13 protein-coding genes are annotated in these 15,602 nt (G+C 71.7%); 8 read left to right on the top strand and 5 right to left on the bottom strand.

Translation table 11 applies throughout. The annotated features are described in order from the left end of the window. Window positions 1–71: 71 nt before the first annotated feature. The gene (locus HQQ85_RS19650) at window positions 72–707 is read right to left on the bottom strand and encodes an N-acyl homoserine lactonase family protein (protein WP_173184307.1); all 636 of its coding nucleotides are present in this window, start codon (window positions 705–707) and stop codon (window positions 72–74) included. 67 nt (window positions 708–774) lie between these two features. On the opposite strand from HQQ85_RS19650, the gene HQQ85_RS19655 reads away from it, so the two are divergent. Both HQQ85_RS19655 and HQQ85_RS19660 read left to right on the top strand, forming a co-directional pair. Continuing rightward, window positions 775–1,245 (top strand): hemerythrin domain-containing protein, encoded by a 471-nt coding sequence (locus HQQ85_RS19655; protein WP_173184309.1) that lies wholly within the window; start codon window positions 775–777, stop codon window positions 1,243–1,245. A gap of 119 nt (window positions 1,246–1,364) precedes the next feature. Beyond that, a complete protein-coding gene (locus HQQ85_RS19660) occupies window positions 1,365–2,738 on the top strand; it encodes an MFS transporter (RefSeq protein ID WP_173184311.1) in 1,374 nt (457 codons plus the stop codon). Between the two features lie 75 nt (window positions 2,739–2,813). Here HQQ85_RS19660 and HQQ85_RS19665 read toward each other — a convergent pair whose 3' ends face one another. After that, on the bottom strand, window positions 2,814–3,527 hold the full coding sequence (locus HQQ85_RS19665; protein WP_254069624.1) for an IclR family transcriptional regulator: 714 nt from the start codon (window positions 3,525–3,527) through the stop codon (window positions 2,814–2,816). A gap of 191 nt (window positions 3,528–3,718) precedes the next feature. On the opposite strand from HQQ85_RS19665, the gene HQQ85_RS19670 reads away from it, so the two are divergent. Continuing rightward, window positions 3,719–5,668: an FAD-binding monooxygenase gene (locus tag HQQ85_RS19670; protein WP_173184313.1), complete on the top strand. Its 1,950-nt coding sequence runs from the start codon at window positions 3,719–3,721 to the stop codon at window positions 5,666–5,668. Here HQQ85_RS19670 and HQQ85_RS19675 read toward each other — a convergent pair. Continuing rightward, a complete protein-coding gene (locus HQQ85_RS19675) occupies window positions 5,649–7,301 on the bottom strand; it encodes a thiamine pyrophosphate-binding protein (RefSeq protein ID WP_173184315.1) in 1,653 nt (550 codons plus the stop codon). The genes HQQ85_RS19670 and HQQ85_RS19675 overlap by 20 nt on opposite strands. A 163-nt stretch (window positions 7,302–7,464) precedes the next feature. Between HQQ85_RS19675 and HQQ85_RS19680 the strand changes: the two genes are divergently transcribed. Next, a complete protein-coding gene (locus HQQ85_RS19680; protein ID WP_173184317.1) occupies window positions 7,465–9,006 on the top strand; it encodes a fumarylacetoacetate hydrolase family protein in 1,542 nt (513 codons plus the stop codon). Beyond that, on the top strand, window positions 9,003–9,728 hold the full coding sequence (locus HQQ85_RS19685; RefSeq protein ID WP_173184319.1) for a GntR family transcriptional regulator: 726 nt from the start codon (window positions 9,003–9,005) through the stop codon (window positions 9,726–9,728). Before HQQ85_RS19680 ends, HQQ85_RS19685 begins: the two co-directional genes overlap by 4 nt. Before the next feature lie 15 nt (window positions 9,729–9,743). Here the strand turns inward: HQQ85_RS19685 and HQQ85_RS19690 are convergent, their stop codons facing one another. Both HQQ85_RS19690 and hpaH read right to left on the bottom strand, forming a co-directional pair. After that, on the bottom strand, window positions 9,744–10,568 hold the full coding sequence (locus HQQ85_RS19690; RefSeq protein ID WP_173184321.1) for an aldolase/citrate lyase family protein: 825 nt from the start codon (window positions 10,566–10,568) through the stop codon (window positions 9,744–9,746). Continuing rightward, the gene (gene hpaH, locus HQQ85_RS19695; RefSeq protein WP_173184323.1) at window positions 10,553–11,338 is read right to left on the bottom strand and encodes a 2-oxo-hept-4-ene-1,7-dioate hydratase; all 786 of its coding nucleotides are present in this window, start codon (window positions 11,336–11,338) and stop codon (window positions 10,553–10,555) included. The genes HQQ85_RS19690 and hpaH overlap by 16 nt, the downstream gene beginning before the upstream one ends. Before the next feature lie 125 nt (window positions 11,339–11,463). Here hpaH and hpaE point away from each other — a divergent pair, with 125 nt between their 5' ends. The 3 genes from hpaE to HQQ85_RS19710 are packed head-to-tail and all read left to right on the top strand — an operon-like array spanning window position 11,464 to window position 15,568. Then, the gene (gene hpaE, locus HQQ85_RS19700; protein ID WP_173184325.1) at window positions 11,464–12,996 is read left to right on the top strand and encodes a 5-carboxymethyl-2-hydroxymuconate semialdehyde dehydrogenase; all 1,533 of its coding nucleotides are present in this window, start codon (window positions 11,464–11,466) and stop codon (window positions 12,994–12,996) included. A 38-nt stretch (window positions 12,997–13,034) separates the two neighbouring features. Then, window positions 13,035–14,111, top strand: coding sequence for a 3,4-dihydroxyphenylacetate 2,3-dioxygenase (gene hpaD / locus HQQ85_RS19705; protein ID WP_173184327.1), 1,077 nt, complete (start codon window positions 13,035–13,037; stop codon window positions 14,109–14,111). Next, window positions 14,108–15,568 (top strand): NAD-dependent succinate-semialdehyde dehydrogenase, encoded by a 1,461-nt coding sequence (locus HQQ85_RS19710; protein ID WP_173184329.1) that lies wholly within the window; start codon window positions 14,108–14,110, stop codon window positions 15,566–15,568. Before hpaD ends, HQQ85_RS19710 begins: the two co-directional genes overlap by 4 nt. Window positions 15,569–15,602: the final 34 nt, after the last annotated feature.

A 15,602-nucleotide genomic window follows, 5' to 3' on the forward strand; every position in this document is an offset into this window, starting at 1 on the left:
CGAACCACGGTCGCTGGGGCGTCGCCGTCGGACTCTGGCGCGCGATCGCGCGACCCAAGCGGTTCCCGCCGTCACGGGATTGAGGGCGGTCTAGGGGTGGGGGTCCAGGGTTCGGTCTGGTGCGCGAGCCAGGCGCGGCTCGGCGCGAGGGAGCGGACGAGGCGCTGGCCCTCGGTGGTGGGGGAGTCGAGTTCGCCCGACCAGACCGCGGTGTCGCCCACGATCGCGACCGGGCCCTGCGGGGTGTCGACGACCACGATCTGGGAGCCCGGGGTGTGGCCGGGGGCAGGGAGCAGGCGCACGCCGGGGAGCAGCTCGAGCTCGCCGTCGACCTCCACGTACTCGACGCCCGGGGCGTCGACCCACTCGCGGATCGTGTAGTCCTCGAGGGTGCGGGCGTCAGCGAGCTCGCGGCGCCGCACGTAGACGGGCCGGCCCGCGAACAGGTGGTTGCCGCCGCAGTGGTCGAAGTGCAGGTGGGTGTTGACGACGGCGGTGACGCGCGAGAGGTCGAGTCCCTGCTCGGTCAGCGGCTCCAGCTGCGGGTCCATGTCGGCCGCTGCGGGGTGCAGCTCGGTCAGTCCGGTGTCGACGAGGATCAGGCCGTCGGGATGCGCGACGAGGTGCACGTACACGGGCAGCCGCTCCTCCCCGGCCAGAAGCGTGGCGACGCGGATGGGGGTGACGGTGATGGTGCTGTCGGGCATCCTGAACTCTTCCTCACCGGGCTGGAGCGGCCCACCGCAGACATGTGGACACTGTACACTGAACGACGTGACCGAGCACGACAGGACCAGGCTCGTCGCCTGGGGCGCCGAACTCCGCGCCGTGCACACGCGCATCCGGGAGGCCCTGCGGGTGACCCGCGACGCCGTGCGCGACGGGGGCGAGGTGCAGCAGGCCGGCCGGGATCTGCTCGTCTACTGCCACGGGTTCTGCGCGGCACTCGACGCCCACCACCGGGGCGAGGATCGCGCGCTCTTCCCCGCGATCGAGAGGGAGCACCCCCACCTGGCGCCCGTGCTGCGCTCGCTCGAGCGGGATCATGGGATGATCGCCCACCTGCTCGGCGGGCTCCGGGAGGCCGTCGACGATGCCGCCCCTCCGGCGGAACTGGGTCGTCATCTCGAAGGCGTTGCGGCGATCATGGAGAACCACTTCCGCTACGAGGAGCGGCGACTGCTCGCCGTGCTGGAGGACCTCGACCTGCGCGAAGCGGTGCCCGACGTGCTGGGGCCGCTCTAGCGCAAGCCCCCTTCTCCTCGTACTCGAAATCGTATATCATCGGCGGATGACCCGAACGGGTGGCGCATCGGGGCGCCAGACCGCACGACGACGATGTCCGGGTCGGAGGAGAAACACGCATGAGTACCACCGGGCTCACCCCCACCGGGTCCCTGGCGAGCGTCGGCGACCGCCGTCGCGTCGTCTTCGCCACCGTCATCGGAACCACCGTGGAGTGGTACGACTTCTTCATCTACGCCTCGGCCGCCGGCCTGGTGTTCAGCCAGCTGTTCTTCGAGCCCGCCGGCCAGCAGGCGGCCATCCTGCTCTCGTTCGCGACGGTCGGCGTGAGCTTCCTGTTCCGTCCGCTCGGCGCCTTCCTGGCCGGCCACTTCGGCGACAAGTACGGCCGCCGGGTGGTGCTCGTGCTGACGCTCATCCTGATGGGTGCCGCCACGGCGCTGATCGGCCTGCTGCCGACCTTCGCCCAGATCGGCGTCGCGGCTCCCGTGCTGCTCATCCTGCTCCGCATCATCCAGGGCATCTCCGCCGGCGGCGAGTGGGGCGGCGCGGTGCTGATGGCCGTCGAGCATGCCCCCCGCGCCAAGCGCGGCCTCTTCGGCGCCTCGCCGCAGCTGGGCGTGCCCCTCGGTCTGCTGCTCGCCTCGGGCGTGATGGCGCTGATGGCCGTGATCGCCCCGGGCGACGCCTTCCTCGAGTGGGGCTGGCGCGTGCCGTTCCTGCTCAGCATCGTGCTGATCGCCATCGGCTACTGGGTGCGCCGCCGCGTCGAGGAGAGCCCGGTGTTCGCGGAGATCGCCGAACGCAAGGTCAAGTCCCGGATGCCCATCGTGCAGCTGTTCCGCAAGCACACGCTGCTCGTGATCATCGCCGCACTGGTGTTCGCGGGCAACAACGCCGTGGGCTACATGACCACCGGCGGCTACATCCAGAACTACTCCACCAACCCCGACGGCCCGATCGGCCTCGAGCGCGGACCGGTGCTCTGGGCGGTGGCGGGCAGCGCGGTCACCTGGCTGCTGTCGACGTTCTTCGCGGGCTGGATCTCCGATCGCATCGGCCGGCGCACGACCTACATCGTGGGCTGGGTGCTGCAGCTCCTCGGCGTCTTCGCCCTGTTCCCGCTGGTGAACACGGGGACCGTCGGCGGTCTCTTCGCCGGCGTCGCGATCCTGACCATCGGCCTGGGGCTCACCTACGGGCCGCAGGCGGCGCTCTACTCCGAGCTCTTCCCTGCGTCCATCCGGTTCTCGGGCGTCTCGATCTCGTACGCGATCGGTGCGATCCTCGGCGGGGCCTTCGCGCCGACCATCGCGACGGCGCTAGTGCAGGCGACGGGCACCACCTGGTCGGTCACCTGGTACCTGGCCGGGATGACCGTGGTCGGCCTGATCGCGACGCTCCTGCTGCGCGACCGCAGCGGCATCCCGCTCGGACCCGACCACGAGGCGGAGCAGGCGGTCAGTCCGCTCTACGGAGCGAAGCGCGCCTGACCGGGAGGGCTGAGCCAGCTCTGCGGGCCCAGTCCTCCTGACGGGCACGGTGCGGGCGAGCATCCGCCCGCACCGTCACCCGCCGAGCGCCGCCCGCACCGCGGTGGCCGACCGCGTCAGCCGGCCGGCCACCGCGGCCGCGTCGTGCCCGCCGGGCAGATGCACGGCCGCGATCGCCGCCGGAGCCCGTCCACGCAGCGCCAGCGGCACCGCCACCGCGTGCAGGCTCGGGATGACCTCGTTCTGGCTCTCGGCCCACCCCCGCACCGCGGCCTCGTGCACCTCGCCGGCCAGCGCTGCGCCGAGACCGGGCGGCCAGGCGGCGGGCCGCAGCTGCGTGAGGATCGCCTTGCCCGGCGCTCCGACCCCCACCGGATGTCGCGTGCCCGGCCGCTGGGCGACGGTCGCGACGGCGTGCCGCGGCTCCACGCTGACGAGCGTCACGCACTCATCGTGGTCGAGCACCACGAGGAAGCAGGTCATGCCGAGCTCGTTCGCGGCCGCGGTGAGCTCGGGCAGCACCTCGGCCTGCAGATCGTGCGCGACGCCCGCGGCCAGCGCGGCGAGCGCGGCGCCGAGCTGCAGTCGCCCGGCGGCGTCGCGGCCCACGAGACCGTGCTGCTCGAGAGTGCGGATGAGCCGGTAGGCCACCGAGCGGTGCACACCCAGTGCTGCTGCGACGTCGTCGATCGACTGCGGCTCGAGTCGGTCGGCGAGCAGCTCCAGGATGCGGATGCCGCGGTCGAGGGTCTGAGACGTGGCGCCGTTCGTGCCGTCGGATGCGCTCATGCTGCTCGTGGCTCCAGATCTGTCGTCGGCCGTCGCCTCGAGGGCCATTGCTTCGAGTGCCATTGCCCCGAGGGCGGCAGCGAGCTAGCATCGCGTGAGCGATAGTCGAACCGTGCGTTCGATTATCGAACATACCCTCCTCGCACACCGAAGTCGAGGGGGAAGGTCGACGAAGACGGAGCACCCATCGCATGCAGTTCCACCACCACGGCTACGTATCCGGCGATCCCCGCATCGCCCCGGCGGCGGGCACCGGCATCGACCGCCCCGCCCTGCTGCCCGACGAGGTCGACGTGCTGATCGTCGGCTCGGGCCCGGCCGGGATGATCCTGGCCGCCCAGCTGGCCCAGTTCCCCGAGATCCACGCCCGGGTGATCGAGCGGCGTCCCGGCCGGCTGGCGATCGGGCAGGCCGACGGCATCCAGGCCCGCAGCGTCGAGACCTTCCAGGCCTTCGGCTTCGCCGAGCGCATCACGGCCGAGGCCTACCAGATCAGCGAGATGGCCTTCTGGTCGCCCGACCCGGCCGACCCGAGCCGCATCCACCGCTCCGCCCGGGCCGTCGACGACGCCACCGGGGTGAGTGAGTTCCCGCATCTGATCGTCAACCAGGCGCGAGTTCTCGACTACTTCGCCGAGGCGATGCACAACGCGCCGGCGCGCATGGAGGTCGACTACGGCTACGAGTTCGTCACCCTCGCCGTGGAGGAGGGGCGCGAGCATCCGGTCGCCGTCACCCTGCGCGAGACGGCCGGCGAACGGGAAGGTCTCGAACGGCAGGTGCGGGCGAAGTACGTCGTGGGCTGCGACGGTGCTCGGAGCGGCGTGCGCGAGGCCATCGGCCGCTCCCTCGTCGGCGCCTCCGCGGCGCACGCCTGGGCCGTGATGGACACGCTCGCCGTGACCGACTTCCCCGACATCCGCACCAAGTGCGCGATCCAGTCGCAGGCGGGCAGCATCCTGCACATCCCGCGCGAAGGCGGGCACCTGTTCCGCATGTACGTCGACCTCGGCGAGGTGGCGCCCGGCGACAACGGGGCCGTGCGCCGCACCACGGTCGAGACGGCGATCGAGAAGGCGAATGCCATCCTGCACCCCTACACGCTCGACGTGAAGGACGTGGCCTGGTACAGCGTCTACGAGGTCGGCCACCGCCTCACCGACAAGTTCGACGAGGTGCCTGAGGGCGACGACCGCTGCCCGCACGTGTTCATCACGGGGGACGCCTGCCACACGCACAGCGCCAAGGCCGGCCAGGGCATGAACGTGTCGATGCAGGACGGCTTCAACCTCGGCTGGAAGCTCGCCCACGTGCTGACCGGGCGGGCGTCCGAGGAGCTGCTGAAGACCTACTCCGCCGAGCGCCAGGTCATCGCCAAGAACCTGATCGACTTCGACAAGGAGTGGTCGACCCTGATGGCGAAGAAGCCCGAGGAGTTCGAGAACCCCGAGGAGCTGGCCGACTTCTACGTGCGCACCGCCGAGTTCCCCGCGGGGTTCATGACGCAGTACCCGCCGTCGATGCTGATCGGCGGGGCCGAGCACCAGGCGCTCGCCGAGGGCATCCCGATCGGCAAGCGCTTCAAGTCGGCGCCGGTGGTGCGGGTGGCCGACGGGAACCCGATCCATCTCGGACACCATGCCCGCGCCGACGGGCGCTGGCGGCTGTACGCCTTCCCGGCAGCTTCGTCGGCGGGAGGGCGCGAGGCCCTGGGGGAGTGGGCCGAGTGGCTCGAGCACGCCCCCGACTCGCCGCTCATCCGGCACACGCCGGCCGGCGCCGAGCCCGACAGCGTCTTCGACGTGAAGGTCGTCTACCCCGAACCGCACGTCGACGTCGACATCTCGACGGTGCCGACGGTCTTCCTGCCGCGCACCGGGCCGTTCGGGCTGATCGACTACGAGAAGGTCTACGCGGCCGACCCTGCAGAGAGCATCACGACGCTCCGGGGGCTCGACCCGGCCACCGGATGCGTCGTGGTCGTGCGCCCTGATCAGTACGTCGCGCACGTGCTCCCGTTGACCGCCACGGCGGAGCTCTCGGCGTTCTTCGCCGGGGCGATGCTCGAGGGCGGGGCCGAGGCCGGGCCCGGGGCCGAGACCGAGGCTGTCGCCGGGAGCCTCAGCGGTTCACGCGGATGATCTCGTGCTGGTAGGGCGCGACCACCGCGCCTGAGATGCGCAGGTCGAGCAGCAGGAAGGGCCGCTCGGGCACCGGTCGGGCGGCCCACTCGCCCAGCACGTCGAGGTCGGCCAGCGTCTGCACCACGACGCCCTGGGCGCCGACCGCGCCCGCCAGGGCGGCGAAGTCGACCTCCGGGATGCGCATCGGCTCCTCGGCTAGGCCCTTGCAACCGTAGACGTGCACCTCGGCCCCGTAGGCGGCGTCGTTCCACACCACGGCGACGCCGCGGCCGGCCGCGACCCGTACGGCGCTCTCGAGGTCGGCGAGCGCCATCAGGCCTCCGCCGTCACCGGTCGTCAGCACCACGGTGGCGTCGGGCTTCGCCATCGCCGCGCCGGGCACGCTCGGGAAGCCGAGCCCGATCGACTGGAAGGCCGTGCCGACCATCATCAGGCGGTCGGGGGAGGCGACCGGCCAGTACATGTTGGCCCAGCCGATGAAGTGGCCGCCGTCGGAGACGACCACCCGGTCCTCTGGCAGGAGCTCGCCGATCCGCTGCGCCGCCGAGCGGGGGTCGAGCCGCCCGTCGGGGGCGAGCTCGTCGCCGAGCTCCTGCTGCCGGGCGGCTGCGACGTCGACGGACTCCCGCCAGCCGCTCGGCGTTGCACCGCGCGAACGGAGCGCGCGCACGATGGACCGGGCGATCTCGGCGGCGTCGCCCCGCACGAAGCCGCTCACGTGCGCGTGGCTAGCGGTCGGTGCCACGTCGACCTGCACCACCCGGGTGCCGGGCGCGAAGAGCTCACCGAAGCGCATCGTGAACTGATTCAGCGAGGCCCCGAACACCACGGCGACGTCGGCTTCGCGCACGAGCTCCATCGCGCCCTCGGCGCCGAAGCCCCCGGTGACGCCGAGGTCGTGCCGCTGATCGGGGAAGACGCCGCGCCCGAGCGCGGTGCTGGCCGTCAGCGCTCCGGTGGCGTCGGCGAGTTCGCCGAGCGCCTCGCCGGCGCCGGCTAGCCAGGCGCCCCGGCCGGCGAGCAGGAACGGCCGGCGGGCACCCGCCAGCAGCTCCGCCAGGCCGGCCACGGCCGCCTCGGCGAACGGGCCGGGCACCACGAGCGGGCCGGGCAGCGACGGCTCGGCCACCGCGGGCACCTCACCGGCCTCGAGGGCGGCGACGTCGTAGGGGATGGCCAGTACGGTCGGCACCCGGTAGGTGAGGGCGTGCTCGACGGCGATCACCGTCGTGGCCGCCGCGTCCATCCGGCCGACCGTGTAGGTGCGGGCGCCGACGGCGGCGGCGACGGCGATCTGGTCGACGTCCCACGAGCGCGGGCCGGAGGTCGGCTCGTCGCCCACCACGAGCACGAGCGGCACCTTCGCCTGCACGGCCTCGGCGAGGGCGGTGAGTGTGTTGGTGAAGCCGGCGCCGTAGGTGGCCGTGGCCGCCGCGAGCCCGCCACCGGCGCGATGGAAGGCGTCGGCCGCGACCACCCCGCCGGCCTCGTGACGCACCGCGGTGAAGCGGGCGGAGGTGTGCTCGAGCAGGGCGTCGAGGAAGTAGGCGTTGCCGTTCCCCATGATGCCGAACACATGGTCGACGTGGTGGGCGAGGGTGAGGGCGACGTGGGCGGAGACCGACGGCATGACGAGCCTTTCGAGACAGGGACGGGAGGTTTCCGTATGTGTCTCGTTCGCCGCGACGGGCGGACTTCGTGCCCCTTTTTCGAGCACCGGTCGGCTTCGACCAGACGGTGCAAGTATAGCGTCGGGACTGGGAAAAGTGTACTAAATAATATACGATCGGCCCATGACTGACGAAGCCGTCACCCCTGCTCCGACGTTCGAGCCCGCCCGGTCGTTCGCGCCCGCCCGGTCGTTCGCGCCCGCCCGGTCGTTCGACCCCGCCGGGCGCGACCGGCCCGGCAAGGTGATCGCCCTGCACCTGAACTACCCGAGCCGCATCGCCCAGCGCGGCCGCACCCCCTCGCAGCCGTCCTACTTCCTGAAGCCGTCGACCTCCGTGGCGGCGAGCGGCGGCGTCATCGAGCGCCCGCTCGGCACCGAGCTGCTGGCCTTCGAGGGCGAGATCGCCCTCGTCATCGGAAGAGAGACCCGACGGGTCTCCCGCGAGGAGGCCTGGGCCCACGTCGCCGCCGTCACCGCGGCGAACGACTTCGGCGTCTACGACCTCCGCTGGGCCGACAAGGGCTCGAACCTCCGCTCGAAGGGCGGCGACGGCTTCACCCCGCTCGGCCCGGCCCTCGTCGACGCAGCCGGCCTCGACCCGACGGCGCTCCGCATCCGCACCTGGGTCGACGGCGCACTGGTGCAGGACGACCGCACCACCGACCTCGTCTTCCCCTTCGCCCAGCTCGTCGCCGACCTCTCCGAGCTGATCACCCTCGAGCCCGGCGACGTCATCCTCACCGGCACGCCGGCGGGGTCGAGCGTCGTCAGGCCGGGCCAGGTGGTCGAGGTCGAGGTCGATGCTCCGGATGCTCCGGGCGCTCCCACCAGCGGCCGGCTCGTCACCCGGGTCGTCGAGGGCGCGGCGCCCACCGGAGCCCACGGTGCCGGCCCGCAGATCGACGAGCTGCAGCGCGCGGAGGCCTGGGGCAGCCGCGAGGCGGCCGAACTCCCGCCGGCCGAGTCCCCCTTCGAGCTCACCGACGAGCTGCGCGCGAAGCTCGCCTCGGTCGGCACGGCCACGCTCAGCTCCCAGCTCCGCAAGCGCGGTCTCGACCAGGTGACGATCGACGGCGTCCGGCCGACGCACCCCGGCACGAAGATGATCGGCCGGGCCCGCACCCTGCGCTTCATCCCCAACCGGGAGGACCTGTTCGCGGCGCACGGCGGCGGCTACAACGCGCAGAAGCGCGCGTTCGACTCGCTGAAGCCCGGCGACGTGCTCGTCATCGAGGCGCGGGGCGAGGCCGGCACGGGCACGGTGGGGGACATCCTGGCGCTGCGGGCGCAGCAGCTCGGCGCGGCCGGGATCGTGACCGACGGGGGCATCCGGGACTTAGCGGCCGTCACGGCGCTGGACATCCCGGCGTACTCGCAGGGCGGGCATCCTGCCGTACTCGGCCGCCGGCACGTGCCGTGGGACGTCGACCTGACCGTCGCCTGCGGGGGCACTGCCGTGCAGCCGGGCGACGTGATCGTCGGCGACGACGACGGCGTGCTGGTCATCCCGCCGGCCCTCGTGGCCGAGATCGCCGACGCCGCCATCGAGCAGGAGCGCGAGGAGGCGTGGATCGCCGAGCAGGTCGCCCGCGGCGAGGGCGTCGACGGCCTCTACCCTATGAATGCGGCGTGGAAGGCGCGCTACGAGAAGGAGACCCGATGACGACGAGTGCCACCCGCGACGAGGGACCGCCCGCCCAGACGGCGTCGAGCACGGAGACCGCGTCGAGCAAGTCGGAGCAGGCCTACGCGTTCATCAAGGAGCGCATCCGGAACGGCAGCTACACCCCCGGCTTCCGCCTCGTGCTCGGCCCCATCGCCAAGCAGCTGGGTGTCAGCGTCGTGCCCGTCCGCGAGGCCATCCGCCGGCTCGAGGCCGAGGGCGCCGTCACCTTCGAGCGCAACGTCGGGGCGCAGGTCGCGATGGTCGACGAGCGCGAGTACTTCTACACGATGGAGACGCTCAGCCTCGTGGAGGGAGCGGCCACCGCGCTCTCCGCGCCGTTCGTGACCGCCGGCGACTTCGCCGAGGCGCGTGCCGTGAACGCGCAGATGGCCGACTGCCTCGACCACTTCGACCCGCACCGCTTCACCGAGCTGAACCGCGCCTTCCACGCGGTGATCTTCGAGCACTGCCCGAACCCGCACGTGCTCGACCTCGTGCACCGCGGCTGGGACCGGCTGGCCGTGCTCCGCGACTCCACCTTCAGTTTCGTTCCCGGTCGCGCGCGGGAGTCGGTCGCCGAGCACGAGAGCCTGCTGCGGCTGATCGAGTCGGGCGCCCCGGCACTCGAGATCGAGCTCGCTGCGCGGGCCCACCGCACCGGCACGCTCGACGCCCTGCTGTCGTACCAGGCCGACCACCACGCCGCACCGCGACGCTGAGACGCGGCGCCCCTCTCAGTAGCCGGGGCGGTCGGCGGCCGGCGAAGCCGGGTCGGCCTCGCCGACCGCGTACCGTTCGGCCAGCGCCTCCGATCCCCGCGCCAGCAGGGCCACGTCGGCCCCCACCAGCACGAACGACGCTCCCGCCGCGAGGTAGCGGCGGGCCAGCGGCTCGGCGAAGGCGTTGACGCCGGCGGCAACCCCGTGCGCGGCGGCCACCGTGAGGCAGTGCTCGACGGCGGCGATCACCTCGGGGTGGTCCTGCTGCCCCAGTACGCCGAGCGAGGCGGCGAGATCGGCCGGGCCGAGGAAGATCCCCCCGAGCCCCGGCACCTGCACGATCGACTCGATGTTCCGGACGGCCTCGCGCGACTCGATCTGCACGATCACCGCGATCGTCTCACCGGCGTGCTGCAGGTAGCCCTCGCTGCGGTTCCAGCGCGAGGCGCGGGCGAGCGCCGAGCCGACGCCGCGGATGCCGTCGGGCGGGTAGAGCGTGCTCCGCACTGCGAGCTCGGCCTGCTCGGCCGTGTCGACCATCGGCACGAGCAGGGTCTGCGCGCCCAGATCGAGGTACTGCTTGATCAGCACCGGGTCGAGCACGGGCGGCCGCAGCACGGGCAGCACCGGGTAGCCGTGCACCGCCTGCAGCTGGGCGACGAGCGACTCCAGACCGTTGGGGCTGTGCTCGGCGTCGATCAGCAGCCAGTCCAGGCCCGAACCGGCCGCGAGCTCGGCCACCAGGGGGCTGCCGCTGCACACCCACATGCCGGCGAGGGGTCCAGGATGCGCGGCGAGCGCCGCCCGGAAGCCCTCCTCGGGGCTCACACGAACCGGCACGTCACCACCCCCAGAGGGCCGTAGTCGGCGAACACCGAGTCGCCCTGATACACCCACATCGGCCGCGTGAACGATCCGGCGAGGATCAGCTCTCCGGCGGCGAGCCCGTCGTCGTGGGCCGCGAGCTTGTTCGCCAGCCACGCCACACCCGACGCGGGGTTGTTGAGCACGCCGCCGGCGAGACCGGTCTCCTCGATGCCCTCGTTGCGGTAGAGCATCGCGCCCGCCCAGCGCAGGTCGATCTCGTCGGGACGCACCGGGCGGCCGCCGACCACCATGACCCCCATGGCGGCGTTGTCGCTGATGGTGTCGACGATCGTGCGCCCATCCATCTCGATGCGCGAGTCGAGCACCTCGAGGGCCGGCACCACGTAGTCGGTCGCCGCGAGCACGTCGAAGATCGTGCATCCGGGCCCCCGCAGCGGGCTCTTCAGGCGGAAGGCGAGCTCGACCTCGACCCGGGGGTTCGCGTAGGCACCCCACTGCAGCACGCTGCCGGTCTCGAGCACCATATCGTCGAAGATGACGCCGTAGTCGGGCTCGGTGATGCCGGTGGCGGCCTGCATGGCCTTGGAGGTGAGGCCGATCTTGTGGCCGGCGACCGTGCGGCCGAGGGCCTCGTTGCGGGAGCGCCAGAGGCCCTGCACCGCGTAGGAGTCCTCGACGGTCATGCCGGGATGGCGGGCGGTGAGCAGCGGAACCGGGGCGCGGCTCGTCGCCGCTTCGACGAGTTCGTCGGCGATGGCCTCGATGGTGGCGGAGTCGAGCATGACGTCGTCGTCCTTCCTCGCGGTGCGCCCTCGCAGTCTATCGAGGACACCCTCTTCTGATTGTGTCTCTTATCGTATATCATCTGACTCAGCCGCACGATGGAGTCCGCTCTCAAGGAGTCACCATGACCGATCAGTCCCCCCGCACCCTGCACGTCCCCGAGGGGCTGCCCGAGAAGATCCAGCACTACATCGACGGCGAGTTCGTCGACAGCCTCTCCGGGGCCACCTTCGACGTGCTCGATCCGGTCTCGAACGAGACGTACGTGCAGGCCGCCGCCGGGCAGCGCGACGACATCGATCGCGCGGTCGCCGCGGCACGCCGCGCCTTCGACGAGGGGCCCTGGCCCCGCATGCTGCCTCGGGCGCGCTCGCGCATCCTGAACCGCATCGCCGACCTGGTCGAGTCGAGGGATGCGCGGCTCGCCGAGCTGGAGTCGTTCGACTCGGGGCTGCCGATCACCCAGGCACTCGGGCAGGCGCAGCGGGCGGCCGAGAACTTCCGCTTCTTCGCCGACCTGATCGTGGCGCAGGCCGACGACGCCTACAAGGTGCCGGGCCGGCAGCTGAACTATGTCAACCGCAAGCCCAAGGGCGTGGCCGGGCTGATCACGCCGTGGAACACCCCCTTCATGCTCGAGAGCTGGAAGCTGGCGCCGGCGCTCGCCTCGGGCTGCACGGTGGTGCTGAAGCCCGCCGAGTTCACGCCGCTCTCGGCGAGCCTCTGGGCCGACATCTTCCGCGAGGCGGGGGTGCCCGACGGGGTCTTCAACCTCGTGAACGGCCTGGGGGAGGAGGCCGGCGACGCGCTGGTGAAGCACGAGGACGTGCAGCTGATCTCGTTCACCGGCGAGAGCCGCACCGGGCAGATCATCTTCGCCAACTGCGCTCCCACCCTGAAGGGCATGTCGATGGAGCTCGGCGGCAAGTCGCCGGCCGTGGTCTTCGCCGACGCCGACCTCGACCGGGCCATCGACTCGACCCTGTTCGGGGTGTTCTCGCTGAACGGCGAGCGGTGCACGGCGGGCTCCCGCATCCTGGTGGAGCGCCCCGTGTACGACGAGTTCGTGGAGCGCTATGCCGCGCGGGCGAAGAGGATCGTGGTGGGCGACCCGCACGATCCGAAGACCGAGGTCGGGGCGCTCGTGCATCCGGAGCACTACGAGAAGGTGATGAGCTACGTCGAGATCGGCAAGGGCGAGGGCCGCCTCGTGGCGGGCGGGGGGCGGCCCGAGGGCTTCGAGACCGGCAACTACGTGGCGCCGACGGTGTTCGCCGACGTGAAGCCCGACGCGCGCATCTTCCAGGAGGAGATCTTCGGCCCGGTCGTCGCGATCACGCCCTTCGACACCGACGAGGAGGCGCTGGCGCTCGCCAACGGCGTGAAGTACGGTCTCGCCGCCTACATCTGGACCTCGAACCTGGAGCGCGCCCACACCTTCGCCCAGGCGGTCGAGTCGGGCATGGTCTGGCTCAACTCGCACAACGTGCGCGACCTGCGCACCCCGTTCGGCGGGGTGAAGGCATCGGGACTCGGCCACGAGGGCGGCTACCGCTCGCTCGACTTCTACTCCGACCAGCAGGCGGTGCACATCACGCTCGGCGAGGTGCACACCGCCCGGTTCGGGGCGTCCGACGCCGCGGTCACCGCCGGCTGAACCCTCCCCACACTCCCCGCTACAGAAAGGTCTGATCGATGACGATCGACACCATCCCCACCCCCGAGCTGACCCCGCCCGACATCCTGCGCTGCGCGTACATGGAGCTCGTGGTCACCGACCTGGCCCGCTCGCGCGAGTTCTACGTCGACATCCTCGGCCTCGTGGTGACCGAGGAGGACGACGAGGCGATCTACCTGCGCAGCCTCGAGGAGTTCATCCACCACAACCTCGTGCTGCGGAAGGGCCCGGTCGCGGCCGTCGCCGCCTTCTCCTACCGGGTGCGCAGCCCGGAGGACGTCGACCGGGCGGAGGCCTGGTACCGCGCTCTCGGCTGCCGCGTCGAGCGCCGGGCCGACGGCTTCGTGAACGGTGTCGGCGACTCGGTGCGGGTCACCGATCCGCTCGGCTTCCCGTACGAGTTCTTCTACCAGGTCGACCACGTCGAGCGCCTCGCCTGGCGCTACGACCTCTACGGCCCGGGCGCCCTCGTGCGCCTCGACCACTTCAACCAGGTCACCCCCGACGTGCCGCGCGGCCGCAAGTACCTCGAAGACCTCGGGTTCCGGGTCACGGAGGACATCCAGGACGAGAACGGCGTCACCTACGCCGCCTGGCTCCGCCGCAAGGACACCGTGCACGACACGGCCCTCACCGGGGGCAACGGCCCACGGATGCACCACATCGCCTTCTCGACGCACGAGAAGCACAACATCCTCTACATCTGCGACAAGCTCGGCGCCCTGCGCAAGAGCGACCTGATCGAGCGGGGCCCGGGCCGGCACGGCGTCTCGAACGCCTTCTACCTCTACATCACCGACCCCGACGGGCACCGCGTCGAGATCTACACGCAGGACTACTACACGGGCGACCCTGACAACCCGGTCGTGACCTGGGACGTGCACGACAACCAGCGCCGCGACTGGTGGGGCAACCCCGTCGTGCCGAGCTGGTACACCGAGGCCTCCCTCGTGCTCGACCTCGACGGCGAGCCGCAGCCGGTGATCGCCCGGGAGGCTCCGAGCGAGATGGCCGTGACGATCGGCGCCGACGGCTTCTCGTACACCCGGGCCGGCGACACCGATCAGGGCTTCAAGCTGGGGAACACGCTGTGACGGCCGAGCGTGAGGCCGAGCTGCTCGGCGGCATCCCGACGCAGCTGTTCATCGCCGGCCGCTGGGTCGACGCGCTGAGCGGTGCGACGCTCGACGTCGACGACCCGGCGACCGGCCGCGTCATCGCGTCCATCGCCGATGCCGGCGTGGAGGACGGAGCGCTCGCCCTCGACGCCGCGGTCGCGGCGCAGGAGTCGTGGGCCGCGACCGCGCCCCGCGTGCGCGGCGAGATCCTGCGCGGAGCCTTCGATCTGCTCCAGCAGCGCAAGGAGGACGCGGCCCTGCTGATGACGCTCGAGATGGGCAAGCCGCTCGCCGAGGCACGCGGCGAGGTCGCCTACGGCGGCGAGTTCCTCCGCTGGTTCGGTGAGGAGGCCGTGCGCATCACGGGCCGCTACGGCTCGAACCCCGAGGGCACCGGGCGGATGATCGTGACCCAGCGCCCCGTCGGACCCTGCTTCCTCATCACACCGTGGAACTTCCCGCTGGCCATGGCCACCCGGAAGCTCGCCCCGGCGATCGCGGCCGGCTGCACCTCGGTGATCAAGCCGGCCGCCCTGACGCCGCTGACCACCCTCTTCCTGGTGAGACTGCTCGAGGAGGCCGGCCTGCCGGCCGGCGTCGTCAACGTGATCACCACCACCACGAGCCGGGCGGTCTCCGACCCGATCATCGCCGACCCGCGCCTCCGCAAGCTCAGCTTCACCGGCTCGACCCCGGTGGGCGTGCAGCTGCTGAAGCAGGCGGCCGAGGGTGTGCTGAAGACCTCGATGGAGCTCGGCGGCAACGCCCCGTTCGTCGTGTTCGACGACGCCGACCTCGACGCGGCGGTCGAGGGGGCGCTGGTGGCGAAGTTCCGCAACACCGGCCAGGCCTGCACCGCCGCCAACCGCTTCATCGTGCACGAGGCCGTGGCCGACGAGTTCGGCCGTCGGCTCGCCGAGCGGGTGGGGTCGTTCCGGATGGGCCGGGGTACCGAGGAGGGCGTGACGATCGGGCCGCTGATCGACGCGGGAGCGGTGTCGAAGGTCGGGGCATTGGTGGCCGATGCCGTCGACCGCGGCGCGAGCATCCTGACCGGCGGCTCGGCCGGCGCGGGGGAGGGCTCGTTCTTCGAGCCGACCGTGCTCGACCAGGTGGCGCCGGGCAGCGACATCCTGCGCGAGGAGATCTTCGGGCCCGTCGTCTCGATCGTGCGCTTCACCGACGAGGCCGACGCGGTCGCGAAGGCGAACGACACCGAGTACGGGCTGGTCGGCTACGTGTTCACGCGCGACCTCGCGCGGGGCCATCGCCTGATCGACTCGATCGACACCGGGATGATGGGCCTGAACACGGGCGTCGTCTCGAACGCCGCGGCGCCGTTCGGCGGCGTCAAGCAGTCCGGTCTCGGCCGCGAGGGCGGTGCGGAGGGCATCCACGAGTACCTCGAGACCAAGTACGTGCTGACCCCCTGAGCTAGAATCCGACCATCGCCTCCGCACCCGAGGA

Origin of the sequence: Herbiconiux sp. VKM Ac-2851 (genome assembly GCF_013205105.1) — a bacterium.
In the GTDB taxonomy this organism is placed as follows: Bacteria; Actinomycetota; Actinomycetes; order Actinomycetales; family Microbacteriaceae; genus Herbiconiux; species Herbiconiux flava.

Bases quoted from the DNA above. Each gene is read 5' to 3' on its own strand.
- hpaE (WP_173184325.1), top strand. From the start codon at position 11,464: ATGACCGATCAGTCCCCCCGCACCCTGCACGTCCCCGAGGGGCTGCCC.
- HQQ85_RS19685 (WP_173184319.1), top strand. From the start codon at position 9,003: ATGACGACGAGTGCCACCCGCGACGAGGGACCGCCCGCCCAGACGGCG.
- HQQ85_RS19650 (WP_173184307.1), bottom strand. From the start codon at position 707: ATGCCCGACAGCACCATCACCGTCACCCCCATCCGCGTCGCCACGCTT.
- HQQ85_RS19675 (WP_173184315.1), bottom strand. From the start codon at position 7,301: ATGCCGTCGGTCTCCGCCCACGTCGCCCTCACCCTCGCCCACCACGTC.
- HQQ85_RS19665 (WP_254069624.1), bottom strand. From the start codon at position 3,527: ATGAGCGCATCCGACGGCACGAACGGCGCCACGTCTCAGACCCTCGAC.
- HQQ85_RS19670 (WP_173184313.1), top strand. From the start codon at position 3,719: ATGCAGTTCCACCACCACGGCTACGTATCCGGCGATCCCCGCATCGCC.
- hpaD (WP_173184327.1), top strand. From the start codon at position 13,035: ATGACGATCGACACCATCCCCACCCCCGAGCTGACCCCGCCCGACATC.
- HQQ85_RS19660 (WP_173184311.1), top strand. From the start codon at position 1,365: ATGAGTACCACCGGGCTCACCCCCACCGGGTCCCTGGCGAGCGTCGGC.
- hpaH (WP_173184323.1), bottom strand. From the start codon at position 11,338: ATGCTCGACTCCGCCACCATCGAGGCCATCGCCGACGAACTCGTCGAA.
- HQQ85_RS19680 (WP_173184317.1), top strand. From the start codon at position 7,465: ATGACTGACGAAGCCGTCACCCCTGCTCCGACGTTCGAGCCCGCCCGG.